Consider the following 24480-nt stretch of genomic DNA (forward strand, 5'->3'; position numbering starts at 1 on the left):
TTATCCAAGTATTTATCCGACGACTAACCCGCTCTAAGACTCCCCCTTCTATAAGTGGGAGTTATACCCCTACGGGCACAGGCGAGCGGCTAAGTCCCTGGATAAGGGCGACTTAGCTTCAGATGGGGTTAAAACTCCACCTGAAGCTAAGTCTACTTTATCACGAGTTACTCTGCCCTTCTTTTAGCTAACTCCGCGCCGTTGCCGCTGTACAAGTAGACATAGCTGCCGGCTGCGGAATTTCTTTGGTACGAAGTAACTAAATTAAGTGTTGCCTGTTTATAGATCTGGGCTTTGGCCAACAAACCGCCACTTGCGGCCCCTGTGCCAAAATGCCGCCCCGCAGGCGGGGCATCGGTATCAGACCATCTAAGCCATTCTACATATACGGCCGCAGCAGCAACCTTCTCATAAGCGGCTACATAGGCGTCAATACGGTCTTTATCCTCATCATACTGGTATTTGCCTTTCGTCACAACCGCAATATTCGCCAGTTCAGCCTTCCAGGCCTGCATATATTTTTCAGCTACATAATTGGTCTCCACTGTACTATGCGCTTCCTGAAAATCCTTAGCAAACGCCTCATCAATGGGGTTGGCATCCTGCGCATTGGCGAGCGCTGTGTTAGCATATCCCACAGCAACAATAAACAGCAAACCTATTAATACAGACAGCAGTTTTTTGTTCATTTGCCTCACTCCTTCTATCTAGACTATGCCAAGTAAGGTTTATCAATACCCTGTTTTTATCCAGCCCATAGCACCGGTATCCTGTACATATTACGGGATTCCAATATAAGGTAAAGCTACTTTACTTTAACACCAATACTCAGCCTTAAGACAGAACTGCTTCAATTAGCTGCCCGGCGATGGTATTGCCGCCAGGACAGGGCGGAAGATTATCTTTGCCGTACCAGGCCGCGGCGTCAATTTCGTCACCGTCCACCATGATGTCGCCGCTTTCGTATTCCGCAATGAAGCCCACCATTAATGAATCCGGAAAGGGCCAGGGCTGACTGCCGAAATATCTAATATTTGTTACCCTTAGACCGACTTCCTCGGCCACCTCTCGCTTTACGCAATCCTCAAAAGTCTCACCCGGCTCCACAAAGCCGGCAATTACACTATACCAGCTTGCCCTAAAATTCTTGTTATGGGCTAACAGAATTTTATCGTCCCGCACGACAGCGACAATAACTGCCGGGGAAATCCGAGGGTAATAAACCGCCCCGCAGGCAGGACACTGTTTGGCCAGTTCATTTTGCTTAATCTCTGTCGGCGCAGCGCATTTACCGCAAAACCTAGTCAGCCGGTTCCAGTTGACTAATTGAAAGGCTCTGCCTGCCAGCAGAAAGATATCCTCATCAAGCTTACCCAGCAAAGCCCTTAATTCTCTAAACTCCATTCCCGCCGGCGGTTGAAAACCTTCACCGGCTTCCATGCAATAACAGGGCGAACCGGCAACTTTACCCATATACTGTTTATTGATAAGCGCCGGTTCTAGTTTAAGTACATCCCCCAGGCTGGGTATCCCGTCTTGCGCCGAATCCGCCCGGACTAACATTTTATTATCGTTAAAAATAAACATCCAGGCACAATCATCATCCCCGCCGACAGGCATCGTAGCCGGAATATATCTTTTATAAATACTATCCACAGAAAATCCACCTCTTCTACCAGGATACATTCTTCATTGCACAATGGTTTTCCTCTGCAAATTCATAGCCAAAAAGTTACAGGAAAACTTCATTGAACCGGTCAGGAATGAAAATCCCGCCAAATGAGACCATTTGGCAGGATATTTTACTGCTGACTCCAATTTACTGTCAGCCGGTCACTATGTCTATTAAGCCTTTTTCAAATCATTCAGGAATTCAACAACGGCCGTTTTCTCAGTAGCCCAGGAAGTTACCAGCCGTATAGCCGAATGACCGTCATCTACCTTTTCCCAAACATAAAATGCGTATTTTTCCTGTAGTTTAGCAATTAGCCTGTCAGGTAAGACTGGGAAGATTTGATTGGAGGGCGAATCAGTCAGAAAGCGATAACCGGCTAATGCAATTTCTCGTCTCAACAAAGCCGCCATTTCATTGGCGTGTTTGGCCAGATCAAAATACAGGTTGTCCCGGAAAAGCTCCAGAAACTGAATTCCCAGAATTCTGCCCTTAGCTAACAGCGCCCCTTTTTGTTTCATATGAAAGCGGAATTCAGCCTTGAGCCAATCGCTGCAAATCACCAGCGCCTCTCCCAAAAGAGCTCCGCCCTTGGTGCCGCCAATATAAAAAGCATCCACTAACAAAGGCAGATCAGCTAATTCCAGGTCATTCCCCTCGGCGCACAGGGCGGATCCCAGACGGGCGCCGTCAACATACAAAATGAGTTTGTTCTCTTTACAAAAGCTGCTGATCGCCTGCAATTCCCGCTTGCTGTAAATAGACCCGATTTCGGTTGGATTTGATATATACACCATTTTGGGCTTCACCATATGCTCGTCAGTGTGTCCGGCAACAACAGCCTTGATCTGGTCAACTTTGATTTTCCCATCGCGTGATTCCACCGGGATAACTTTGTGGCCTGTAGCTTCAATAGCTCCGGTTTCATGAACCAGAATATGGCCGGTATTGGCGGAAATGACAGCCTCATGCGGTCTGAGAAAAGCCGCAATGGCTGTAAGGTTGGTTTGCGTACCGCCGGACAAAAGGTGAATATCGGCATCATTCCTGTTAAGCTTCTGTTTTAAAAGTTCCACGGCCTGCAGTGTATAGCAATCCTCACCATACCCTTCCGCCTGTATTAAGTTGGTTGCCAGTAACGCATTTAATATTCTGGGATGCGCCCCTTCACTATAATCATTTTTAAAACTGTACATTCCGGCCACTCCTTTTGAAAAAATTGTTATGTTTGTCATTCTGACGCAAGCCTTATCGAAGCCGTCATATTCCAGCGCAGTCTGAGGTCCTGCCGTTCTAATTCGACAACAGCCTGATAGGCGGGCTCGCCGCCGGCCTTTTTCTCGCCGTAATTGCTGATACCTGTCACCTTGCCCGGAATTTTTAAATCGGGCAGCGCTGCAAAAGTTACTACCACAGCTGCACCTTGCTTAATGCGCTCAACTTTTTCTTCCGTGACATCTTCGGTATGTACCTTCCAGGCAGAGCAGTCCCCCAGGTACATTACCGGCGCCGTTGTTGTTACATATTCGCCAATCTTGGCATTGAGTAAAGCAACCGTACCGTCAAAAGGGGCATATAGCTCACTTTGCCTGACGGTGGACTGTATTTGTTCAAGATGCGCGCGGGCGCTTTCCAATTCGGCGCGGCGGGCCGGTAAAATGGTATCGATACTGGTGCTGATAACGGCAGTCGCAGCTACTGATTGCGCAGCTTGGGCATCTGCCTTGCTTTGTATATAATCAGCATAAGCCTGCTCAAATCGCTGCTGAGATACCGCGCCAATAGCATAAAGCTGCTGAATTCTCTGCCAGTCAGCCTCGACACGGCTCAGTTCCGCCTGGGCTGCAGCATGTGCAGCCTGCTTGGTGGCGATCTCTTCCGTACGATTTTGTCTGACCCAGTCAATAATTGCTTCTGCCCGTTCTTTGTCAGCCTGCGCCTGCCTGAGTTTATTTCTGGTTTCGCCGCTTTCCAGCCGGAGCAACAGCTGCCCTGCTTTAACCTGTTCACCGGCCTGCACCGGCACCTCCGCAATAACACCGTTTACCGGCAGGGTAAGGGCTGCGTGGCGCACAGGCACCACCACGCCTTTAACTACAAGGCTCTTATCGGTGTTTTCCTGTAAAGCGGCAGGAGCTTGCAGTCCGGCGGGGTGAGAATAGTACAAGTACCAATATGTACCGGCTGCCAATAACACAAATGTCCCTGCAGCGATTACCTGGCGAATTTTTTTCATAAACACTCTCCTTGGTATAAAACAGAACCCTGCTGTTATTTCTATTCTAGTGAATATTGATAAAAAAATAAACACTTTTAACACATTATGTACTTTTAAATTGATGCCGCTAAAGATATACTGCCAGCCTGAAAGAAAAACTCCCGCCAACTGGTCATGGCGGGAGTTTTCTTGTGCTAGACAAGTAACGCTAATTTATGAAAGCCGTCATAGATAAACCAGCAACCCGAGAAAACGGCCAGCAATAAGGCACACGGCAGTACTCCCCGGTATAATCCGGCGCTGATAAAGCTGTGGCCTGAATCGATGAGGAAGAATTAATGAGTAGGTGACACTGTTTCCGCCTTAATGTCGTCAGCCTGTAACTGTCCATGATCTTTTTTGACCCAGTATGCGGCCAGCGCACTGCCGCTTAGATTGTGCCAAACGCTAAAGATAGCGCCGGGAATGGCGGCGACAGGGTCCAGATGGGCGATTGCCAGCGCAGCCGCCAACCCGGAGTTTTCGATGCCGATTTCAAACGCAATAGCTCTGGCCTTAGGCTCGCTCATTCCCAGTGTATGGGCCGCGCCATACCCCAGACCTAAGCCAATAAGATTATGCAGTATAACAGCCAGCAGGGCAATCATGGCCACGGCGCTTAGTTTGGCAGCGTTTAAGGCCACAACAACGCCGATGGTAATAACAATCAGCGCGACCGATACAGCGGGAATCACAGGCTGAATATAAGTAACATACTTGTTTGCCAGCACCCGGAGCGATATCCCCAGGAGGATGGGGACAACAATGATTTTAACAATATCGCTAAATAGCGCAGCCGAATTGACCGGAATAATGAGCCCGCCCAACAGCAGAAAAAGAGCCGGAGTCAGAATAGGCGCCAATAGCGTATTGAGGCTGGAAACCGAAACCGAGAGGGCTGTATCGCCCCTGGCGATAAATGTCATCACATTGGAGGCTGTTCCGCTGGGACAACAGCCAACCAGAATCAGGCCTGCAGCCAGCTCAGGCGGTAAAGCCAAGGCTTTTGCCACCCCCCAGGCCACCGCAGGCATAATCAAATAACGCAGCGCTATGCCATAAAAAATATCCTTGGGCCGTTTTAGAACCAGTTGAAATTCGGCCGGCGTCATTGTGAGACCCATTCCCAGCATGATCATAGCCAGCAAATATGGAATATCCTTGGCAAAGGGCTTGAACGCCGGCGGATACAAAAAGGCGGTAATAGCGCCAAGGATGACCCACAACGATACATACCTGGTTATATATTGTGAGTTCTTAGCTAACTTGCCCATGCAGTTCACAATCCCGATACTCAGCTATACGGTTATGCTCATCCACCATAACGACAACAGGCTTCATTTGCCGTGCTTCCTCGGCATTCACCAAAGCGTAGGTAATGATAATTACGGTATCGCCTGGCTGTACCAGTCTGGCAGCCGCTCCGTTAAGACAAATTATGCCTGAGTTCTCCTCACCGGCAATCGTGTAGGTTTCCAGCCGGGCTCCGTTATTATTGTTAACAACTTGCACTTTCTCTCCCGGTAAGATTTTAGCCGCCTGCAGTAAAGCCGCATCAATGGTAATACTGCCTACATAATTCAAATTAGCCTCTGTGACAGTGGCGCGGTGAATTTTGGATTTCATCATGGTAATAAACATGGGTTGCCTCCTAGCTATGTTTTGGGATCAGAATCATATTATCAATCAGCCTGGTAGCACCAAACCTTACCGCTACTGCCAGCAGAACGTCCTGATTTAATTTCTCGATATCCTTTAGTTCCGGAAAGGAGTATATTTCGGCATAATCTACACTGGCAAGAGGTTCCGACTTAAGCTGGCGCAGCACGGCCGTCCTGATAGCCTGGCAGTTATGCTCGCCGGCGGCAACCATCTCCCTGGCGCTGCACAGACTTTGATACAATACCAGCGCAGCCTGCCGCTCTTTAGGATTTAAGTAAACATTGCGGGAGCTTTTCGCCAGTCCGTCAGCTTCCCGGACAATAGGCACCATGTTGATTTCGGTGAGCATATTCAGGTCGCGAACCAGCTTTTTGAGGACAACCACTTGCTGCGCATCTTTCTGTCCAAAAAAAGCTTTATCCGCCTGGACAATATTTAATAATTTCGTAACCACAGTAGCAACACCGCGGAAATGACCAGGCCGTGGTTTGCCACAAAGTTTATCGGTTACACCGTTTACGTCCACCCAAGTCCCCCAGCCTGCAGGATACATTTCCTCCGCCTGGGGATGGAACACCGCGTCAACACCGACGGATTTGCAAGCCTGCAAATCTTCTTGCCAGGTGCGCGGGTAGGCATCATAATCTTCGTTGGGCCCGAATTGTGTTGGATTGACAAAAATGCTGACAATCACTGCGTCGCAAGCCTTTCTTGCTTCCTTCATAAGTTCCAGATGCCCGTTGTGAAGAGCTCCCATAGTGGGTACAAAACCAATTGTTTTTCCTGATTTCCTGGCGGCGGCAACTATAGCCCGCATTTCGGCAACACTTTCCACTACATTTGTCATTTCTCACCCTCCAACCATATTAAGGTAAACAAAAAGCCTTCTTGTCCGCACAAATACAGACAAGAAGGCATACCACACCTGTTGAGTATTACCCGTCTAAGTCCTGAAAGGATCCAAGCGGTATTAAAAAATATTCAGTTACCCGGATACTAACAGCCGTTTGACAGTATGACCTCAAGAGTATCATCCTCAACAGGCTAGAATACAATTATGGTACTACAAAAACCAAATTACAGCAATAAAAATTTTAGATCCCCACACTAAAAATCCGCCGGGCGCCGCTAACGGCCAAAGTGATTGCAACCACGCCTAAACAGGGCTATGAAGGTTCGTGACATGAGAAAGGTAATATTCAGGGTATAAAATGTAGTAAACCAGCTCCACTCGATATAGTGGATCAGATCCGTATAGATCTCAAGCGGATATTCGATCGCTGTAATGCCGGCACTAAATATAATAGCGTACAAAATAATGGAACCAAGCCCCTTATCCCTGGTAATCTGGTTATACCAAACGCAAAGGATGGGAAAAACCCATACCTCAAACAGTACACTGGTTTCATAATAGCGGGGAAACCAACGATCCGGATACTCAATTAGTTTCAGGCTAACCACCGGACTGCCCCAGAGAAAGTCTATATTGCTCTTGAACAGAAAAACAACTACCCAGTCCCGGAAATATCGCCAGTCAATCACAAATATGAGGACCAGCAATGCAATGATAAATGCAGTTATACTGATTATCGATTCGTTTAGTGACATATGGAATTCGTCCCCTAATATAGTTAGTATATAATCTAGTATGAACAAAAAAACCGGCTTTAATATGTCGCAACCGGAACATACTTAGCCAGTTGTCAGCGTGAAGTATCCTCAACCAAGTGATGTATATCACAGCCAACAAGGCTTCGTTTCTTTATACTAAATTTAGCAATAATAACTGCGGGAGGCATAACGCTATGAGTATGTATTGTCATCAATGTGAACAGACGGCCAATGGCGCCGGTTGCACCAAAATAGGAGTTTGCGGTAAGAATGAGGATCTGCAAAGCTTGCAGGATATTTTGACCTTTGGCCTCAAGGGCATTGCCGCCTATGCTTATCACGCGCGGGAACTTGGCGCCCGCGACGAAGAAGTGGATGCCTTTGTCCATGATGCTATGTTTTTTACCCTGACAAATGTTGATTTTAATTTGGATCGCCATATTGAGATGGTTATGAAATGCGGCCAGATGAATTATCGGGTTATGGAACTTTTAGATAAAGCGCACACCGAGCGTTTCGGCAACCCGGTGCCTACCAAAGTTTCCACAGGCACCAAGGCGGGTCCCGGCATTTTAATTACCGGCCACGACCTGCTCGATCTTTATGAATTACTGAAACAAACCGAAGGTACCGGCATAAACGTCTATACCCATAGTGAAATGCTGCCGGCCCACGCTTACCCTGAATTGCACAAATTTCCGCATCTGGTAGCCAACTACGGCACCGCCTGGCAAAACCAGCAAACAGAATTTGCCGCATTTCCCGGCGCTATTTTAGTAACTACCAACTGCATTATGCCTGCTAAGGACGCCTACCGGGACCGTTTGTTTACCAGCGGTGTAGTTGGCATGGAGGGCTGCGGCCATATCACTGACAGGGATTTCACCGCTCTGATTGCCAAGGCTAACTCTTTGCCGTCTTTGCCCGATCAAGCAGGCGGCAGCCTCACGACTGGCTTCCATCATACTGCCGTGCTGGGTTTGGCGGATAAAATTGTTGCTGCAGTAAAAAGCGGCAAAATAAAACGGTTCTTCCTGGTTGGCGGCTGTGACGGAGCTAAAGCAGGCCGTAATTACTATACCGAGCTTGTGGAGCAGATTCCGCAGGATTGCATAATACTGACAGTGGCCTGCGGCAAATACCGCTTCAATCACCTTGAACTGGGCGATATTGACGGAATTCCCCGCTTGCTTGACCTCGGCCAGTGCAATAATTCCTATTCAGGCATCCAGATTGCCTTAGCCCTGTCTAAAGCCTTTAATTGTGGGGTAAATGATTTGCCACTAACCCTAATCTTATCCTGGTATGAACAAAAGGCAGTCGCCATTCTGCTCACACTCCTAAGCCTGGGTGTCAAGAATATCCGTATTGGCCCTACACCGCCGGCGTTTATATCCCCGAACGTACTGAAAGTACTGCAGGACAATTTCAATCTGCAACTTATCACAACTCCTGATCAAGATCTTACAGCTATCTTCGGTTCGACGCCTGCCGGCCAGCCTGCACCGGTAGAGTCCCGCTCCTTCTTGTCACGCATTGCCTCCTGGCTGGGATTGTAAAATAAAAAAGTGCGCCTATGTCGCTGTCACAGCAACATAGGCGCACTTTTTTTATCCTGATAGGAAGCATAACTTTCGCCTGGATAAGGGCAACATCGGCTTCCACTTTCGCCAAAGGCTCGGCGCAAGCCGTGTTTTCTTTATCCTGATTGAAAGTATAACTTTCGCCTGGATAAGGGCAACATCGGCTTCCACTTTCGCCAAAGGCTCGGTGCAAGCCGTGTTTTCTTTATAATATGGATTAGCTACAGTTATTCTGAACAGGAGAACGGCACAATGGTAACCGGACACAGTGCCGCATTGACAACTCCGTAACTGACACTGCCCAGCACGCCCCCCACCACCGGGTTCATGCCGCGAGATCCCATAACAATCATCCGGATCCCTGTAGTTGCACAACCAGCTGTTTGTTCTACACTGCCGGTAGCTGCCTCTTGACAAATCTGCTCTTTTGCATCGCCGGTTCTTAACTTCAGTTCATATTCTATGCCAGCGTCTTGCAGTATCTTTTGGGCGGGAGCCGTGGTTTCATGAAACAGTTGTTCCTGATAGTCGCGAATGGTAGCTTCTTTAAAAAACATTTTGGTATGTGCGGTATGAAAGCTTGGCTGCACATTAAGCACACAGACTTTTTCCTGCAATAGTTTTGCTAGTGTAATTGCCAGTTGCAGTGCTTCAAGCGCATTCTTTGATCCGTCAAATGGAACCAGAATATTTTTCTTCATGGTCATACCTCCCGCATTTGTAGTTTTTTGTTAATCTATTCGTCAAAAAATGCTAATTTCCCTGCCAGGCTGTGTTGCTCTTTCACCAAAAGATTGTATCCTGCTTGCAAAAAAAGCAAGGCACCTGGCCGTAACCAGATACCCTGCCTATCCTTCAACCCGGCCTATAATAAATATAGGGATCAGGCCTGCACCAGTTTTTCTCCCAGTTCCCGGCAACGGCTGAGGCCGTCTTCCTGCGGAACCTCCTGTAAAATCAGACCCTCGGCAACAAGCTTGGCGCCCAGGCCTTTCATCCGGTCCTCCCAGTCCCGCATCCACTGGCCTTCGCCCCAACCGTAAGAACCAAACAAAGCCAACGGTTTTCCCGACACATCTTCAGCTGCCAGTGACTTTACAAATGGCTCCATTTCGCTCTCTTCCAGAACTTCATCGCCCATGGACGGGCAACCGAAAGCGATGGCATGCGCTTCCGCCACATGCTGCTTGGAGGCGCTGCCTACTGCCACCAAGTCGACACTGACATCCTCCTGGCTTTTAATCCCTTGAACGACAGCCTCCGCCATTTGCTCAGTATTACCTGTGCCACTCCAATAAATCACAACGATCTTCTTAATAGTAATCACCCCTATAATTGATTTCCATTGTCATTCCCGGATAGTGCCTTGTGTGCAAAACCGCAGCCTAATCCCGTTTAGTCATGATAGTGATTATCATTATCATCTATAATGATAATTGTAAATCTTCCCGGCTGCTTTGTCAATATATACCACTCATCCTTTTAAGAAATCTTTTTCGCCTGTTTTATATAGAAGCCGATGTTGCACTTATCCAGGAACTTTCTCTCAGGATATAGAAAACACGGCTCATACCGAGCCTGCAGCAAGGCAGCAGCGCTGCCGCACGATTGTCAGGGGCAAACAAAAACAGGGCTGTGTAAGCCCCGTCCAAAACCTTTGCTCTGCAATTTGCATTACTGCTTAATATTATTCTTGCCATAGATAGCTGTTATTTTTTGATATGCGCCCGGACTGTCCATGTATAGCTTGGCCAGCCATTCGGTTACCGCGTCGTTATCCCCTTGCTGCACCAGCCAGTCTAGCAGCCGTTCGAAGCCAAGCGCAAATTCACCTTTTGCGATATATACCGCCAGAATCTTGAGCAGGAAAGCACCGGAATGCATGGCAATTACTTTTTCTATGGCCTCAGCAGCCAGTATTTCCCGAATATGGCCATGTGCCGTCAGGCTTAGCAAAGCACAAAACCAGGTAACGCCGTTGGCCTTATCCAAAAAATAACCGTTCAGCAACTGCTGCTCCAATTGTCGTAAAAACAATCCCTGTAAGCAGTCACTCTGCTCAGCAACAAAACTTGCTTCAAAGACCCGGGCAACCGGCTGTTTACTAAGGCACTGGGCGCCTTGATAAAACAACCATGGTAATAGGTCCAGCAGACAATACCGGCTGTCAACCACAGCCGCCTGCTGCCTAACATTACCTATTTCAAATAAAAATACTCCCGGTAAGCTATCAGCATCAATCAGACTCTGCATAACGTTTTCCCATTTAGGCGGCGGTTCCGGTTCCCGGTCAGCGCCTACGCCGGGTCCCCCGCCAATGAAGACAGTTCCCTGGCGGTTAATCGCAGCCCGTATAAACTCCAGCACTGTTTCATTGGTGCTTATTTCAGCGATACACGGCACCGTTAGCAGTATAATCTTGTCCATATCGCTGCAAGCTTGCCGGCAGAGGGCAAAAAACCCAGTATCATGGAAAGTTTCGATCCGCGGCAGGGTATTGTTGTCCTGCCGACGCTGCTTACCAAATAGAGCTACCAGCTTTTGATCATTCACCGCTTGATAAAAAGCCTGCTCTGCCTGTCTGAGACGCTGGCCGGCTTCCAGCGCAGTTAGAGCAGCAGCCAGTTTCTCACAAAATGTTTGCCGCTCAAAATCCCAAACATGACAAAGCACCTGCTGGCGAATCACATCATAGACCCATATTTCACCAAAAACCTGCTGTCGTTCCTCTGCAAACTGCGGCTCATGCTTTTCCGTCACAATAGCCGGCCAGTCGTCGCCATACCAGGCTGCCATCTGCTCCTTAACCAGGCTGTCAGCCCTGCTATCGGCTGACAGGAACTCACCATGCGTTTGCCGGTAGCTGCAATATCGGAAAACCGGCCAGTCAGCCGCAGGATAAGCGCTGTTTTCGTCAGCCTGCCCGGTAATGCCAAGTAATTCAAACTGCGCATTCACCGAAATATAAACTGTTTCTTTACCGGGCGGAACAGGCATCAGCCCGCCTCGGCACGTTTCCCGGCCCAGATCTGTTAAGCTGTATATAAATTCACCCGCAGCAGTACTTTGTATCACCAACCTGTGTTGCAGCAGCTCCTGCAGGCAGTTCTGAACATAAATTGAATCCAACCGTAACAGAGCGGTTATACCTTGCTGCGTTTTAAGAGAGGGTACTTCACTGGCCAGGCACTTTAGGACAAATTCTTCCAACAGGGTACAGCGCCGTTTCCCTCCCAGCGTAAATCCCACCGCCATAACAGTCACAGGCAGCACCCACATGCGGGTTTCCAGGAGAAACAAGCCGGGCTGACTTGAGACTGTGTCCTGAGCGATGCTGTTAATTTGTAAACCTTCTTTTTTGTAACCCAAGGACACATCTTCCCTCCTGAAAATTTTATCCTACCAGAATGGTCTTCTTCCCCCGGCATAACGGTAAGAGAACGGCCGGAACGGTTTCTTCCTGAACTATATCTGTAACAATAACATTCCATTCGTAAGGATAGTCGGCAGGCCCAGAGGCGTCTAACTCCGCCAAAGACATGCCTACCACATTAGCTTCTCTGCTATAAATCTTAATTAAACTTTGCCTTTCGTCCGGTGAAACTTCCGTAATGCGCTTTATCCATTCCTCAACAATTGACGTTTTGACCGCGGCCTCAGCAAGCCCGGTTTCCCACTCGGTCATTTTATCGCTAGTTTCTGTAATTTTATGAGCCACCGTTTTAATTTCACCGGTAAGCTCCGCCAGTTTAGCCTGCTCCACCGCCAGCAGCTCTTTTCGTTCCACCAGCGTACGTTGCTGGTCTTGCAGCCGCTTTTTGGCATCAGCAAGCTCCCCGCTAAGACTGCTCAGCCGTACCTCCTGCTCATTCTGCTCTTGCTCAATTTTACTGGCAGATCCGGCCAGTAAACCCTTGTGTTCCCCAAGTGCGTTCTCCGCTTTTTTTAGCCCAGCCTCGGCCTGCCGGAGCGTATCCTCAATCCTAGCCAGACTTTTTTGCAGGCCAACTTCCCCGTTCTCAGCGCACAGGCTTGTCTGCTCTGTAAAAGTCCGGGCCTCCGTCTCAAGCTTTTGCAGCTTTGCCGCCGCAATCGCCAACTCCTCCCTGACCTGATTACAGGCTTTTTCCACTGCATGACCGCAAGCCATAAGATGTTTATAGCAGGCTTCGTAAATTCGCTGGGTCAGATAACAGCACTCCAACAGCATATTGTCAAATTCGTTATAGGTTTGTTCCCGTAAACCGCCGGGAGAAGCAGCAAGCTGCTCTATAGCTTTAGCTTTGACGATTAAATCAAATAATGCCCTTTTCCATTGAGTATTAAAGCCTAAACGGGCTAATATGGCCGGGGGCGGATTCCATAGTAAATCATTGGCCGCCTCGCGCAATGAGCGGATAGTGTGATAGGTTGCCGTCACTCCCTGAGTGGAAGGTTTAAGCAGACTGGTTGTCCAGCCATACTCGTGCGCAGTTTCCAGCAATACCCGGATTAGTTCACGCAGTTCGCTTATTTTTTCTTCGGCGGTAAAATTAAGGTCACTATGGCGCTCTTTGAGAATCACAGTGCGCTCCGACAAAAGCCTGATATCCTGACTAAGAAAAGGACTTGCCGGCACATAGTCCTGGCACTGGACTTTCTGGGCGACAATGGCAAACTCCAGGAAGTACTGGATGAAGTGGGCCACGGCAGTAACCTGCGGTTCCCGGTTATTACTCAGAAATACAGGCTCCGCTGGTTTGTGGGCGATAAGCAGGGACAGGCAATTTACCAGACGTTCTTTTTCGGTTTCTAAGCGCCGGAGCGCAATCTCCCTGTCACTTACCGTTTCGTTCAAATTATCCTTTTGTTCAAGCCAGGCCGCCTGTTCTGACAAACGGTTCAGCTTGGCTGTTATTTCTGCCCGCCTAGCCAAATTGTGGGCAATAATTGTTTCGTTTTTTTGTTTGGCAGCCAGTAAGTTGACCAGTTTTGTATCTGCTATCTCTCGCGCGGTATGATTAGCCCGCAGTTCACAGAGTATTTTTGTTTGCTCAGCAGTTAACTGCTCTCGCTGCCTGTTGAGGCCCTGGCAATCCCGCTGCAATTTTTCTTCCCCCTGGGCTAGTTCCTGCAGCTGCTTGGTATGCCGCTGGATGCCGGCTGCGACTGCATCACATTCGGCTTTTAGCCTGGTTTTCCGTGCTGTAAGGCCGGTTAATTCCATGCGCAGCGTTTCGGCTTCTGCCTGTCTTTGGTTTATGGCCAGTAAATCCTGCTGACAAAGGGAAGCAGTCCGCCCAAGCCAGCCGGTCACGATTCTGGCGGCGGTATATGGAGGCACCTTCCCGCCCCGCTTGCCGCTACTGCCTGCGCGTAAAATCCGGATGTGCCGTTGTTTAGCTATACAGCGCAGCACATCATCCACATCCTGACCGGAGCGGGCTAGCAATAATATCTTGAGATTGCACTTAGCATGCTGATAACAAATCTCAGCCATAAGCTCAGCTTTATTCATCACAGCCGGCGAATTTTGAATAAAAAAATTGTTCGGGGCGGCCAACGCCTCTTTTATCACCGTTATCTGATCCGAATGTAAGGAAGCTGATAATGTGTCGGCGGGATCAAATATCCTCATGTCCAGTTCCTCTCAATATCCTTGTGTATTACTCATAAATAGCCGTACTTTGAAATTATATATCTGGAATCCTATTTCTACTAATTAACATATAATTCCTTCACTTTTGCAGTCAGCCGCCGGAAAATTACTGTCGAACTGTGACAGTTTCTGATTTCCAGAAGCTGTTTATAGTATAAAGTAGTAAAAGTTGAAAAGGAATTATCATTATTTGAAAAATATTAGTATTTAGCGCAGGAAAAAATCGTTTACTGTTGAATTAATATCCAATAAAATTTAATCGTTCATAATTAAATTGGTTAGTCAAAAGCGTGTTTTATTATTTTTTCTTTCTTCATGGCAGTGACAATTTTACACAATATTCTAGGAGGTGAACTGGTATGGAGAAACAAATAACCGTTCAGAAAAATTGTTCACTGGTAAAGTTAAATGGTGAAATGTATACAGAAGATGCCGCTCTATTCCGCCAAGACCTGATGAAATGTATAGCAACAGGCAGTAAACAATTTATCATTGATATGCAGAATTTGAATTACATTGACAGTTTGGGGATAGCGGCGTTAATTTCCGTTAACAAAAGTGTTCTCAGTCAGGGCGGTTGTATAACCTTGAAAGGGTTACACGGCACAATCAATGAGCTGTTTGAAATAACAAGGTTGAAAAGCATCTTCACAATAGAGGAATAAAAATGGGCAAAGCTGCAGGTTAATTGTAAAAATTTGCGTCAGCACAGAGTAAGGGGGACAGGAACTCTATGCTTAAAGTACAAAAGAATAAAGAACAATTAATAACAGAAATCCTCAATTTGCAGGTTACAACCTCGATTTTAAACAATATTGACGATGTGTTATGGGTTAAGAATCTAAACGGGCACTATGTGCTGGTCAGTGATTCTTTCGCCCGGCGACGCGGGCACACCGCTGATCAAATAACAGGCAAGACTGATTTTGATATTCACCCTCATCATTTGGCCTTGCAATATACGCACAATGATCATCTTGTCATGGATGATGCAAAAACGCATCTGTTCCTGGAGTATGAATTGCTGTCGGACGGCAGCGAACAATGCTTTGAGGTTCGCCGCAGCCCTGTCTACGACGTTACCGGCAGGATCGTGGGAACATTAGGTGTCAGCAGAGATATTTCCGAACGGAAACGATTAGAAAGTGATTTACTTTACGTTAGTGAGCACGATGCTCTGACCGGCATTTACAACCGGCGTTATTTCGAGAAAAAGATAACCAATTTATCCCGGCAAGGAATTACTAATATCGGACTACTGCTCTGGGATATTGACGGACTTAAGATTATAAATGAAACCTTAGGGCACCAGGCCGGAGATAAAGTCTTGCTGCAAGTAGCCCGTTTACTTGATAAGTTAGTAGGCGCCCGCGGAACGGTAGCCCGCATTGGCGGGGATGAATTCGCCGCCATTATTCCCAATATTCCGTTAACCGATATGGAAACCCTTTGCCAGCAAATCGACGCAGGCATTAGGCTGATTAATTCCGGTCTCGGCGATATTCCTATGAGTGTTTCTTCGGGTTGTGCGACAACAAACCTAACCCGGGAAAATTTCGAACAATTATTTAAGCGTGTTGATGATGCTATGCAAAAGGAAAAGCTGCTGCGCAGCCAAAGTCACAGAAGCGCCTTAGCCCTGACCGCAAAAGAAATGCTCAAGGCGCGCGATTTCATCACTGAAGAACACGGTGACCGGCTGCAGAAACTTGTTATTCAACTGGCAACAGCAGCAGGTCTGCCGGCAATAAACCTCAATGAACTGCAGTTGTTCGCCCAGTTTCATGATTTGGGAAAAGTCGGCATATCTGACAATATTCTTTTTAAACCAGGCCCGCTCACGCCTCCAGAAAGGGAGGAAATGCGCCGGCACTCGCAGATCGGCTTCCGTATTGCCCAGTCTATCCCGGAGCTGGCAGCAATCGCCGATTGGATCTTAAAGCATCATGAGTGGTTTGACGGCACAGGCTATCCCTTGGGCCTTAGCGGCGCCAGTATTCCTGCGGAGTGCCGCATTCTCTCCATTGTAGATGCGTATGACGCCATGATTAGCGACCGTCCCTACCGGCGGGCGCTAGCTCCGGCTGAAGCAGTGGCGGAATTGAAAAAGTATGCCGGTCGTCAGTTTGATCCCGAGCTCACCAATATATTTATTAACATGCTTGGCGTATAACATGCTGCGCGACTATCCCGAAGGGAGGCATTTTAGTTGGGAGACATGGGGGAGATAAAGGCCTTGCCTGGCAATATCGAAAGTAGCCCTTATCAGCGGCGTTCTTATATGCAAGCTGCTCAGTCATTGATTCGCAGCCTTAGCATTAGTGGCTCACCGGCTACGTTTCTGGATAATGTAGTTACGCTTATTCAGCAGGAAACCGGCGTTGAATGTATCGGCATCAGAGTACTGGATGAGCATGGGTATATTCCGTATCAGTCTTATGTCGGCTTTAGCCGGGAGTTTTGGGAAACGGAAAATATGATTCTAATATCGTGCGAAGATTGCAGTTGTACCAGAATTATTACCGGCAATCTGCTGGCTTGCGACAAATTGTCGGTAAATAGCAGCGGTTCTTTGTGCGTTAATGATACGGCTGATTTTGTCCAGCAGTTGTCCGTGGCTGAATTTGGCTTATATCGCGGCACTTGCGTCAAAACCGGCTTTCGCAGCATAGCGATTATTCCCATTGTCTATAGCGGCAGCGTCGTTGGCATAATTCATCTCGCCGACTTTCAGCCTAACATGCTCAGCCTGGCGACAATGGAATTTGTCGAATTTATTGCTCCGCTGGTCGGCGAGGTTCTTGCCAGAGCCCACGTGGAGAATTCCGTAAAGACCATCCAGGATACTAAGGCATTATTGGAAAACATCGTTGCCGGTATCAGCAGCCTGGCCTATATTGTGGATTTAAGGACATATGAATTAATCTACGTAAATAAGAGTTTAGCCCGTCCTAATTGTCTAGATCCGGCAAATACTCAAAAATGTTATGAGTTGTTTGGCTTTACATCAGTATGCCCGAACTGTCCTGTCGCGAAGAACCTGACTGGCAGCAATAACTCTGAATCCCGGGAACGCTATGACAGTACCGGCGACCGTTACTACCTGGCCGAACGCAAAACCCTTAACCTGCCGCAAAGCACCCTCTCCGCAGCCTTTGTAAGCGATATTACCCAGCAGAAAAATGCCGCGAAAGCGTTACGCGACACTAACATAGAGTTGGAAAAATCCGTTGTCGAATTACAGCAGCTTAGCGCCACATTGGAAGAAGAAATCACTGAACGTCAGGCCGTGCAGGAGGCGTTGGAAAAGTACCGTCTCTTTTTCCTCCACAGCCGGGATATCATGTTGTTTGTAAACCGTAATAGCGGCAGGATTCTGGAAGCCAACCCCGCCGCGTCCAAAGCCTATGGCTATACACGTGAAGAACTCCTGGACAGCTATATCTTTGATTTGCGCCAGGAACAGGATATTTTGCTGGTAAAGTCACAAATGAAAATTGCCACTGAAAGCGGAATCACCTTTGAAGCCATCCACCGGCGGAAAAATGGCAGCCTCTTTCCGGTAGAAGTCAGCTCCAGTGTCAAAAGCGTCGGCAATGAGAAGGTGGTATTCAGTGTTATCCGAGATATTTCCGAACTAAGAAAAATGCAGGCCGAAATCCACGAGCAGGTAAAGCTAGCCGGAGCAGTACAGAAATCCCTGCTGCCACCCTATTATCAGGATGACCAGTTGACAATTCATCCGATTTTTCGTCCACTTACAGTCGTTAGCGGCGATTTTTTCGGCTATCGTCTGACACACGACAAAACAAAACTTCATGGGTATTTGATCGATGTATCCGGTCACGGTATAGCTACTGCGCTGTATACTTCGGCAATCAGCAGCTTACTGAATGAGGCCATTGACCGGGAAGATCCATGGTCCCGAGAAACTTTCAACTGGTTAAATCAGTATATTTTTGATCACATGTCAGACAATGTTTTGGTTGCACTAATAACGTTCACAATTGATTTCACCGTTAGGCAAATCACCTGTTGGTCCGGCGGCATTAACTATCTTTTGGCCAGTACCCAGTGTAGCAATGGGATAGTAGCCATACCAGGCATTTATTTGGGCGCAACCCGGACACCCAAATTTGACTCGCTCACTTTACCGTTGCAAAACGGCGATACTTTCTACTTTATGTCTGACGGTATTTCAGAACGGTTACCCCGTGAAATTGTTAATCATGCAGCTCACTTTGACGAAACACTTGATCAGCTTCGGCGTTTTACGAACGGTACTGTTAGCGACGACTGCTCTGCGCTTTGTATCGAGCTCAGGGGATTAAAACAGTTTCCCTTGTATTTTGATTACTCGGACTTGAGCCAGCGTTTGATAATCCGCCACCGTATCAATCAGCTCCTTATTAATTTAACAGGCGAAAAAGCAGCGAAAATCAGTATACCCTTCGGCGAAGCTATTGTGAATGCGACCCAGCATGGCAGCTCCGTCCACATAAAAATCAATAAAATCGGCGCCAAACTTATTCTCCGTGTACAAGATAACGGCGCAGGCTTCCGCGGTAATGCCAGGGTTGCCGAATTAGCGTCAGCAGACATAGGCGGGCGCTTCGAGGCTTTGCTCACAAGTGAGCGGGGCCGGGGAATTCCATTGATGGTGTTATGGTCGGATAAGGTACTATATAATAAACAGGGCAATGAAGTCATGCTGGTCAAATACCTGACGTGTTCATGATGAATTAAGAATAAAACTCCTGTAATGTCCCTTTGAAGGCTCTACAGGAGTTTTACTTGCTACCTCTTCAATTTAACGCTATACCTTAATCTTCCCGGATAGTGCCGTCTGTGCCGATAACCACCACACGCCAGGGAATCAGTTTGCCGCTGGCTGCCAGGGCTTCCTTAACAGAGTTGACCAGGCCGCCGCAACAAGGCACCTCCATCCTGATTACGGTAACACTTTTGATTTCATGCAATTGCAGTATTTCCGTCAGTTTACCGGCATAATTGGCCTTGTCCAGTTTAGGACAGCCAATCACAGTAATTTTGTTGCGCATGAAACGCGCATGCAGGTTAGCGTAAGCATACGCCGCACAGTCAGCCGCAACTAATAGATGCGCATTGTCAAAGTAGGGAGCGCCGGCAGGTACCAATTGCAATTGGCAGGGCCATTGCTGTAATTCTGACTGAACAGGGATGGCTTCCTCGTGCCGGGTCTCGGCAGGCGCCCGTTTGATAGCTTTAGCCGAGCTGCCGGGACAGCCGCACGCCAGTGGCGGCACCTCGGATACAGGCCGGCTGCTGGCAACATGTTGCTCTACAGCCGCCTCATCAAAAGCAGCTGCGTCCCGTTCGATAATCTCAATAGCTCCGCGGGGACAATCCGGTAAACAAGCTCCCAAGCCATCACATAAATGGTCAGAGATCAATTTTGCTTTGCCGTCAATCAATTTGAGAGCCGCCTCATGACACGCCCCCACACACAGCCCACAGCCATCGCATTTTTCTTCATTTATCTGAACAATTTTCCGTAACATATCTTTTCCTCCTTTAATCTCTGTACGTATGGAACTTCCTCCGTTCCTCTTGAGTCTATAATATAATAAACCTATGTTTTAGTCAGTGATTAACATCACAGCTATATAAACAGAGAAATGGAGAAAACCGGTCTGAATCGCGCCCAATCCTGGCGAGATGGCAGACCAGTTGCTCTATTACTACAAGAATTTCTTTCAATAAAATAAAATAAGTCCGTACCCACTCATGTGTACGGACTTTAACTTCCCCAAACGCAACCAAAAGCTGTGGCTTATCCAAAGACACCACAGCTCTGCTTTATTATTTTATTCCGTAAAAACCGGCTTGCAGGCCTGATACCCAGAAAACTTCAGCTACCGAGAACCCGGTTTCTTCTAATAGCTGTACATGTTCTGTAAGAGTAATTGGCAACAGTTCGCTCCCGTACCGGCTAACATGCCTGTCAGCGGCCTCCGGATCTTTACCATTTGCGATTTGCGCATTCCGCCAGCGCTTTAGCCCGGTTTGTGTGCCTGTCTCGCTGGCGGCTCTAATTGTTTCAAAAGTAATATACAAACCGCCTTGTTTAAGCATTGTAAAACAATTGCGGGTAGCCTGCCGGCGTCCTGCCGCATCTAAGTAGTGATGGGCCATAATGGCGGTTATAATATCAAAGCTGTCCGAATAATCTAAGTCTTCACTGCCTGCTGAAATAAAGGTTATATCACGGTTAACCAGTTTTTCGGCAGCAAACTGCAGCATAGCACCCGAAGGATCTGCTGCAACAAACTGTACTGGTCCAAAGTGCTCAATTGCTTTTAAGATGAGCGTGCCTGTGCCGCAGCCGGTATCAAGCCAGGCTTGGGGCTTGGGTACAATTGCCCTGGCCAAATCCAGCGTTTCCTCATGAAACAAGTGATACCGGGGAATAGTTTTATGGACATTGGCATCATACTCTGCGGCTGCCTGGGAAGTTTTATTATCCCGCATAATTCCGACCTCCTGTTACATAGTGTCTTGACCAGATTAACTCCTGGCTTAGCTAGCGCATCTTTTTCCGCACTGCCGCGTTGTCGCCGCCTTACATATTTCCGCTATGCGCGGCCCCTCCGCCTTGCACGCAAAAGTCTACGTCATCTAAACTTAATATCTAATCTGCCAAGGCACTAGCATGTTTCCTGGCAATTTAAAGTTTCGGCAATTTCGTCAAGTTGAGATGCCATTCTGCTTACCTGCTGGATGGTCTCGGCCACCTGTGTCACCGCCGTGGCTATTTGGTCAATAGACTCCTGCGTACCGTGGATCTGTGTATAGATTGTCGAGCCGTCGGACTTGATATTGGTAATAATCTCCTCGATTCTCTTCACGGAGTCGGCGCTTGTTGTGGCCAGCTTACGGATTTCTCCGGCAACAACGCCAAAGCCGCGGCCCTGTTCCCCCACCCGTGCAGCTTCAATCGCCGCGTTAAGCCCCAGCAAATTGGTTTCGCTGGTTACGTTTCGGATTAGACCCAACACCTGGTCGGTCTCTTTAACCCGCACCTGCGATTCACTGGCTACCTGGGCCAGCGCCCGGCCGGTGGCCGCAATCTCCTGCGTCTGAGCGGAAATTTCCTGGGTTGTTGCGGCTAATATATTAATGCTGTCAAGCAGCTCACTGGCCATCTGTTTCATGGATTCCTGCAACTCGACCGGCTGAGTAATGGCTATGGCGCCAATGACTTCTTTCTCCTCATTAAAAACAGGTACGGCAACCGAAGTATAAGGAAGCCCATACAGCGTTTTATCAAACCGCATGGCGACCCGCCGTTTTTCGTGGATGGCCGTATAGACGCCACTGCCTACTTTGATGGGCTGATCCTGCGGTACTTTAAGATCAAGTTTTTTGCCTGGTTTGTACAGTATAAACTTCTCCCGGTCAGTAAGGGTTACCCCGGCATCATTTTGCAGTGCTTGCTGGATTACCGGTAAAGCATACAGCAGGCTATCCAAGATAGCCTTATCCTTTTCAGACATCGCATCGATCCTCCGTTACTGATTATTATTTTTTAATATCTTCTATATATTACCATTATACATGCCGAAAACGCCTCAAGGCAACAAAGCATCTCGGCGTTTTGAGGGCATGGAATTTTCTATTTTACGTAGGTGCTCTCTAATTCTCTAATTTGCGGCAAGCCAACGAGCTCATTAAACTCGGTAAAGGTTACCATTTGCTCCAGCATACCGGCTGTGGTCCCGGTCTCTCTAAGTTTTTCCATTAAGGAGGTCATCGCCCGGGCCATGGTGTAGGTGGACGCAGTCGGGAAAATAACAAGATCATACCCAAGTGCAGCCAGTTCGGTGACGGTTAAGAGCGGTGTTCTGCCACCCTCGACCATGTTGGCCAGCACCGGCACTTTGAAATCAGAAGTAATTTTTTTCATTTCTTCCAGGCTTTCCGGCGATTCGATAAACAGGATGTCGGCGCCTGCTTCTTCATATGCTTTGCCGCGGGCCAGCGCTTCCTCAATGCCATGAACGGTACGGGCATCGGTGCGGGCAATAATCATGAGATCCTCATCCCGGCGAGCATCCACGGCCGCTTTGATTTTGCCGACCATTTCCGCCTGGGGTACAACCTGCCGGCCGGTCATGTGACCGCACTTTTTCGGCGCGACCTGATCTTCCAACTGGATGGCGGCCACCCCGGCCTTCTCGTATTCGCGCACTGTACGCATGACATTGATGGCATTGCCAAAACCGGTATCCGCATCGGCTATGACCGGAATATTGACGGCTTCGGCAATATTGGCCGCTCGGGCTACCATTTCACTCATGGTTAACAGGCCGACATCCGGTTTCCCCAAATGGCTGGCAGCCTGACCATAGCCGGTCATATACACTGCCGGGAACCCTGTTTTCTCAATAATTTTGGCGGTTAAGGCATCATGTGCGCCCGGGGCTACAACAATGCTTCCGGCGGCCAGTAACTGCCTCAATACACTGGTTTGTCTCATATTCATTCCCCTTTAGGTTTAATTTGAAAATATTTTTTAGCAAACTTACTGCATGAATCAGCATATTGGGACCCCAAGGCCCCCAAAGCATACAATAAATATTGCTCATCGATTATGAACTGCGGCTCAAGCGGCAGTAAGGAAATACCCGGATTTTTGAAAGCCTCGGCCAGGATAAACTGTTTATCTTCCCGGGTTCCATGCGTAAAAATTCCGCCTACGGCAATAACATAGCTGACCCTGCGCAAATCCCGGCCCACCGGCGTTCCCGGTGCAATACCCATAACCGGGTTGAAATCCTGCGCAATATAGCCGGCATGCCGTTTCAAGGCCACTTCGATGGCGCTGCTGGCCAGCGCCAGGTCGAACTTCTTCTCCAGCGGCGACTGGGCAATATGCTCAGGATTTTTTTCCAAAAACTCGCTATAGGCAACAAGCTGCTCTGCCAATTCTTCGCTGTTATAACCGATTTTGGCCAGTACGCCGAGCGGCCCCAGCGTTTCGACAATACCGGTTGCGCTGACGCGCAGGCCCAGGTTGCCTTCGACGGTACGGTAAGAGGGTTGTTTTTCGTTGTTTACGATGAGCCCTTTTTCTTCAATACTTAACTTTTCGAGATCAGGCAACACCGAGTGGATATCGGTAGTAGCGCCGCCGATATCGATAATCAGAACATCGCCTACGCCGTCTTCCTGAAAAGTACCTTTCGCCAGGAGTTCGGCTCCCAGCAGCACAGCGCCCGGGGTGGGCATTACTTTTTTATTGGAGACGATATCCAGCAGTTTATTCAGGCCTTTGGCCAGCGTAATCTGTTTAATAAACTGCTCATGGATGGCTTCCCTAGCCGGCCTGACTTTTAATTCATGGATTGTCGGCATTACATTGGGAACACGGATATAAGGAACATCATGCTTGCTAAAAATCGCCGCCACCTGGCTTTGGGCCTCTTTATTGCCGGCAATGATAATCACGGCTTTGATTTTAGCCCGGACAATAATGCCGGCATTCTCCAGCATAGACTCCCGGTCGCCGCCGTCGGTGCCGCCGGCTAAAAGAACGATATCAGGTTTTATTTCCTGCAAAACCTGCAACCGGTATTCCGGCGGGTCCTCGTGGCTCACAATTTCCAAAACCCTGGCGCCGGCGCTCATGGCCACTTCCTTGGCAGCTTTGGCAGTTACCCGGGGCATATAGCCCAGAGCCACCATGCGCAGGCCGCCGGCAGCGCTGCTGGTGGAGAAGACCTTGGCATTGCCGGTCACCGCCATGCCGTCTTGCTCTAAAATCTGTCTGGCCGCCAAAATGCCTGTTTCAATATCGTGAATGGTCGTCGGCGCCTGGGACCGGCCTGCAAACGCAAGATTTCCCTGCTCCAGTTGGAACGCCGTCAGTTTGGTATAGGTGCTGCCTACATCAAAAACCAGCAGATTTGCTTGCACACCTTTCACTCCCGTTTTGCTTATAGTAGTCAATAAAAATTTACCTGCAGGCTGTTAGCAGGAGCGGAGGTTAAGCGTCAGCGGCGAAGCGATGCTAACA

General features: G+C 48.3%; 20 protein-coding genes and 1 pseudogene. 4 read left to right on the forward strand and 17 right to left on the reverse strand.

The window, feature by feature from the left end; all coding sequences use genetic code 11:
• Positions 1-167: 167 nt before the first annotated feature.
• The 8 genes from SATMO3_RS25980 to SATMO3_RS26015 form a co-directional block, all read right to left on the reverse strand.
• Complete coding sequence (locus SATMO3_RS25980) at positions 168-689, reverse strand: hypothetical protein (protein ID WP_371373162.1); 522 nt, start codon at positions 687-689, stop codon at positions 168-170.
• Between the two features lie 145 nt (positions 690-834).
• The gene (nudC, locus tag SATMO3_RS25985; protein ID WP_371373164.1) at positions 835-1656 is read right to left on the reverse strand and encodes an NAD(+) diphosphatase; all 822 of its coding nucleotides are present in this window, start codon (positions 1654-1656) and stop codon (positions 835-837) included.
• A 189-nt stretch (positions 1657-1845) separates the two neighbouring features.
• On the reverse strand, positions 1846-2868 hold the full coding sequence (locus SATMO3_RS25990; protein WP_371373166.1) for a low specificity L-threonine aldolase: 1023 nt from the start codon (positions 2866-2868) through the stop codon (positions 1846-1848).
• A 35-nt stretch (positions 2869-2903) separates the two neighbouring features.
• On the reverse strand, positions 2904-3908 hold the full coding sequence (locus tag SATMO3_RS25995) for an HlyD family secretion protein (protein ID WP_371373168.1): 1005 nt from the start codon (positions 3906-3908) through the stop codon (positions 2904-2906).
• Between the two features lie 317 nt (positions 3909-4225).
• Positions 4226-5203, reverse strand: coding sequence for a bile acid:sodium symporter family protein (locus SATMO3_RS26000; protein ID WP_371373170.1), 978 nt, complete (start codon positions 5201-5203; stop codon positions 4226-4228).
• Positions 5187-5570: an aspartate 1-decarboxylase gene (gene panD, locus SATMO3_RS26005; protein WP_371373172.1), complete on the reverse strand. Its 384-nt coding sequence runs from the start codon at positions 5568-5570 to the stop codon at positions 5187-5189. Before panD ends, SATMO3_RS26000 begins: the two co-directional genes overlap by 17 nt.
• A gap of 10 nt (positions 5571-5580) precedes the next feature.
• Positions 5581-6438 carry a pantoate--beta-alanine ligase gene (gene panC / locus SATMO3_RS26010; protein WP_371373174.1) on the reverse strand — a complete coding sequence of 286 codons (858 nt, stop codon included), beginning with the start codon at positions 6436-6438 and terminating at the stop codon, positions 5581-5583.
• Positions 6439-6719: 281 nt separating this feature from the next.
• Positions 6720-7199 (reverse strand): CBO0543 family protein, encoded by a 480-nt coding sequence (locus tag SATMO3_RS26015; RefSeq protein WP_371373176.1) that lies wholly within the window; start codon positions 7197-7199, stop codon positions 6720-6722.
• Between the two features lie 197 nt (positions 7200-7396).
• Between SATMO3_RS26015 and hcp the strand changes: the two genes are divergently transcribed.
• Positions 7397-8761 carry a hydroxylamine reductase gene (hcp, locus tag SATMO3_RS26020; RefSeq protein ID WP_371373178.1) on the forward strand — a complete coding sequence of 455 codons (1365 nt, stop codon included), beginning with the start codon at positions 7397-7399 and terminating at the stop codon, positions 8759-8761.
• Positions 8762-9012: 251 nt separating this feature from the next.
• Here the strand turns inward: hcp and SATMO3_RS26025 are convergent, their stop codons facing one another.
• The 4 genes from SATMO3_RS26025 to SATMO3_RS26040 all read right to left on the reverse strand — a co-directional run bounded on the left by SATMO3_RS26025 (position 9013) and on the right by SATMO3_RS26040 (position 14402).
• Complete coding sequence (locus tag SATMO3_RS26025) at positions 9013-9486, reverse strand: universal stress protein (protein ID WP_371373180.1); 474 nt, start codon at positions 9484-9486, stop codon at positions 9013-9015.
• Positions 9487-9668: 182 nt separating this feature from the next.
• The gene (locus SATMO3_RS26030) at positions 9669-10103 is read right to left on the reverse strand and encodes a flavodoxin (RefSeq protein ID WP_371381798.1); all 435 of its coding nucleotides are present in this window, start codon (positions 10101-10103) and stop codon (positions 9669-9671) included.
• Positions 10104-10459: 356 nt separating this feature from the next.
• Positions 10460-12160 (reverse strand): hypothetical protein, encoded by a 1701-nt coding sequence (locus SATMO3_RS26035; protein ID WP_371373182.1) that lies wholly within the window; start codon positions 12158-12160, stop codon positions 10460-10462.
• Positions 12161-12179: 19 nt separating this feature from the next.
• Positions 12180-14402: a hypothetical protein gene (locus SATMO3_RS26040; RefSeq protein ID WP_371373184.1), complete on the reverse strand. Its 2223-nt coding sequence runs from the start codon at positions 14400-14402 to the stop codon at positions 12180-12182.
• A gap of 380 nt (positions 14403-14782) precedes the next feature.
• Here SATMO3_RS26040 and SATMO3_RS26045 point away from each other — a divergent pair, with 380 nt between their 5' ends.
• The 3 genes from SATMO3_RS26045 to SATMO3_RS26055 all read left to right on the forward strand — a co-directional run bounded on the left by SATMO3_RS26045 (position 14783) and on the right by SATMO3_RS26055 (position 19161).
• Entirely contained in the window at positions 14783-15088 is a 306-nt protein-coding gene (locus SATMO3_RS26045) for an STAS domain-containing protein (protein ID WP_371373186.1), read from the forward strand.
• Positions 15089-15156: 68 nt separating this feature from the next.
• A complete protein-coding gene (locus SATMO3_RS26050) occupies positions 15157-16596 on the forward strand; it encodes an HD domain-containing phosphohydrolase (RefSeq protein WP_371373188.1) in 1440 nt (479 codons plus the stop codon).
• Between the two features lie 45 nt (positions 16597-16641).
• The gene (locus SATMO3_RS26055) at positions 16642-19161 is read left to right on the forward strand and encodes a PAS domain S-box protein (RefSeq protein WP_371381799.1); all 2520 of its coding nucleotides are present in this window, start codon (positions 16642-16644) and stop codon (positions 19159-19161) included.
• An 85-nt stretch (positions 19162-19246) separates the two neighbouring features.
• Here SATMO3_RS26055 and SATMO3_RS26060 read toward each other — a convergent pair whose 3' ends face one another.
• The 5 genes and pseudogenes from SATMO3_RS26060 to SATMO3_RS26080 all read right to left on the reverse strand — a co-directional run bounded on the left by SATMO3_RS26060 (position 19247) and on the right by SATMO3_RS26080 (position 24380).
• Entirely contained in the window at positions 19247-19963 is a 717-nt protein-coding gene (locus tag SATMO3_RS26060) for an ATP-binding protein (RefSeq protein ID WP_371373190.1), read from the reverse strand.
• Between the two features lie 301 nt (positions 19964-20264).
• Entirely contained in the window at positions 20265-20933 is a 669-nt protein-coding gene (locus SATMO3_RS26065; protein ID WP_371373192.1) for a class I SAM-dependent methyltransferase, read from the reverse strand.
• A gap of 176 nt (positions 20934-21109) precedes the next feature.
• Positions 21110-21430: pseudogene (locus tag SATMO3_RS26070) on the reverse strand (methyl-accepting chemotaxis protein); the annotation flags it as partial.
• Positions 21431-22077: 647 nt separating this feature from the next.
• Positions 22078-22941, reverse strand: coding sequence for an oxaloacetate decarboxylase (locus tag SATMO3_RS26075; RefSeq protein WP_371373194.1), 864 nt, complete (start codon positions 22939-22941; stop codon positions 22078-22080).
• A gap of 2 nt (positions 22942-22943) precedes the next feature.
• Positions 22944-24380 carry a glutamate mutase L gene (locus SATMO3_RS26080; protein WP_371373196.1) on the reverse strand — a complete coding sequence of 479 codons (1437 nt, stop codon included), beginning with the start codon at positions 24378-24380 and terminating at the stop codon, positions 22944-22946.
• Between the last annotated feature and the right edge of the window lie 100 nt (positions 24381-24480).

The sequence above is a fragment of the Sporomusa aerivorans genome (genome assembly GCF_041428895.1).
In the GTDB taxonomy this organism is placed as follows: Bacteria; Bacillota; Negativicutes; order Sporomusales; family Sporomusaceae; genus Sporomusa; species Sporomusa aerivorans.

What these genes read in the sequence shown, in the direction of transcription:
- SATMO3_RS26015 (WP_371373176.1), bottom strand. Translation starts at nt 7,199, where the DNA reads ATGTCACTAAACGAATCGATAATCAGTATAACTGCATTTATCATTGCA.
- SATMO3_RS26045 (WP_371373186.1), top strand. Translation starts at nt 14,783, where the DNA reads ATGGAGAAACAAATAACCGTTCAGAAAAATTGTTCACTGGTAAAGTTA.
- SATMO3_RS26000 (WP_371373170.1), bottom strand. Translation starts at nt 5,203, where the DNA reads ATGGGCAAGTTAGCTAAGAACTCACAATATATAACCAGGTATGTATCG.
- panC (WP_371373174.1), bottom strand. Translation starts at nt 6,438, where the DNA reads ATGACAAATGTAGTGGAAAGTGTTGCCGAAATGCGGGCTATAGTTGCC.
- SATMO3_RS26055 (WP_371381799.1), top strand. Translation starts at nt 16,642, where the DNA reads ATGGGGGAGATAAAGGCCTTGCCTGGCAATATCGAAAGTAGCCCTTAT.
- SATMO3_RS25995 (WP_371373168.1), bottom strand. Translation starts at nt 3,908, where the DNA reads ATGAAAAAAATTCGCCAGGTAATCGCTGCAGGGACATTTGTGTTATTG.
- SATMO3_RS26065 (WP_371373192.1), bottom strand. Translation starts at nt 20,933, where the DNA reads ATGCGGGATAATAAAACTTCCCAGGCAGCCGCAGAGTATGATGCCAAT.
- SATMO3_RS26040 (WP_371373184.1), bottom strand. Translation starts at nt 14,402, where the DNA reads ATGAGGATATTTGATCCCGCCGACACATTATCAGCTTCCTTACATTCG.
- SATMO3_RS26075 (WP_371373194.1), bottom strand. Translation starts at nt 22,941, where the DNA reads ATGAGACAAACCAGTGTATTGAGGCAGTTACTGGCCGCCGGAAGCATT.
- SATMO3_RS26050 (WP_371373188.1), top strand. Translation starts at nt 15,157, where the DNA reads ATGCTTAAAGTACAAAAGAATAAAGAACAATTAATAACAGAAATCCTC.
- SATMO3_RS25990 (WP_371373166.1), bottom strand. Translation starts at nt 2,868, where the DNA reads ATGTACAGTTTTAAAAATGATTATAGTGAAGGGGCGCATCCCAGAATA.
- SATMO3_RS26025 (WP_371373180.1), bottom strand. Translation starts at nt 9,486, where the DNA reads ATGAAGAAAAATATTCTGGTTCCATTTGACGGATCAAAGAATGCGCTT.
- SATMO3_RS25980 (WP_371373162.1), bottom strand. Translation starts at nt 689, where the DNA reads ATGAACAAAAAACTGCTGTCTGTATTAATAGGTTTGCTGTTTATTGTT.
- SATMO3_RS26060 (WP_371373190.1), bottom strand. Translation starts at nt 19,963, where the DNA reads ATGTTACGGAAAATTGTTCAGATAAATGAAGAAAAATGCGATGGCTGT.
- hcp (WP_371373178.1), top strand. Translation starts at nt 7,397, where the DNA reads ATGAGTATGTATTGTCATCAATGTGAACAGACGGCCAATGGCGCCGGT.
- panD (WP_371373172.1), bottom strand. Translation starts at nt 5,570, where the DNA reads ATGTTTATTACCATGATGAAATCCAAAATTCACCGCGCCACTGTCACA.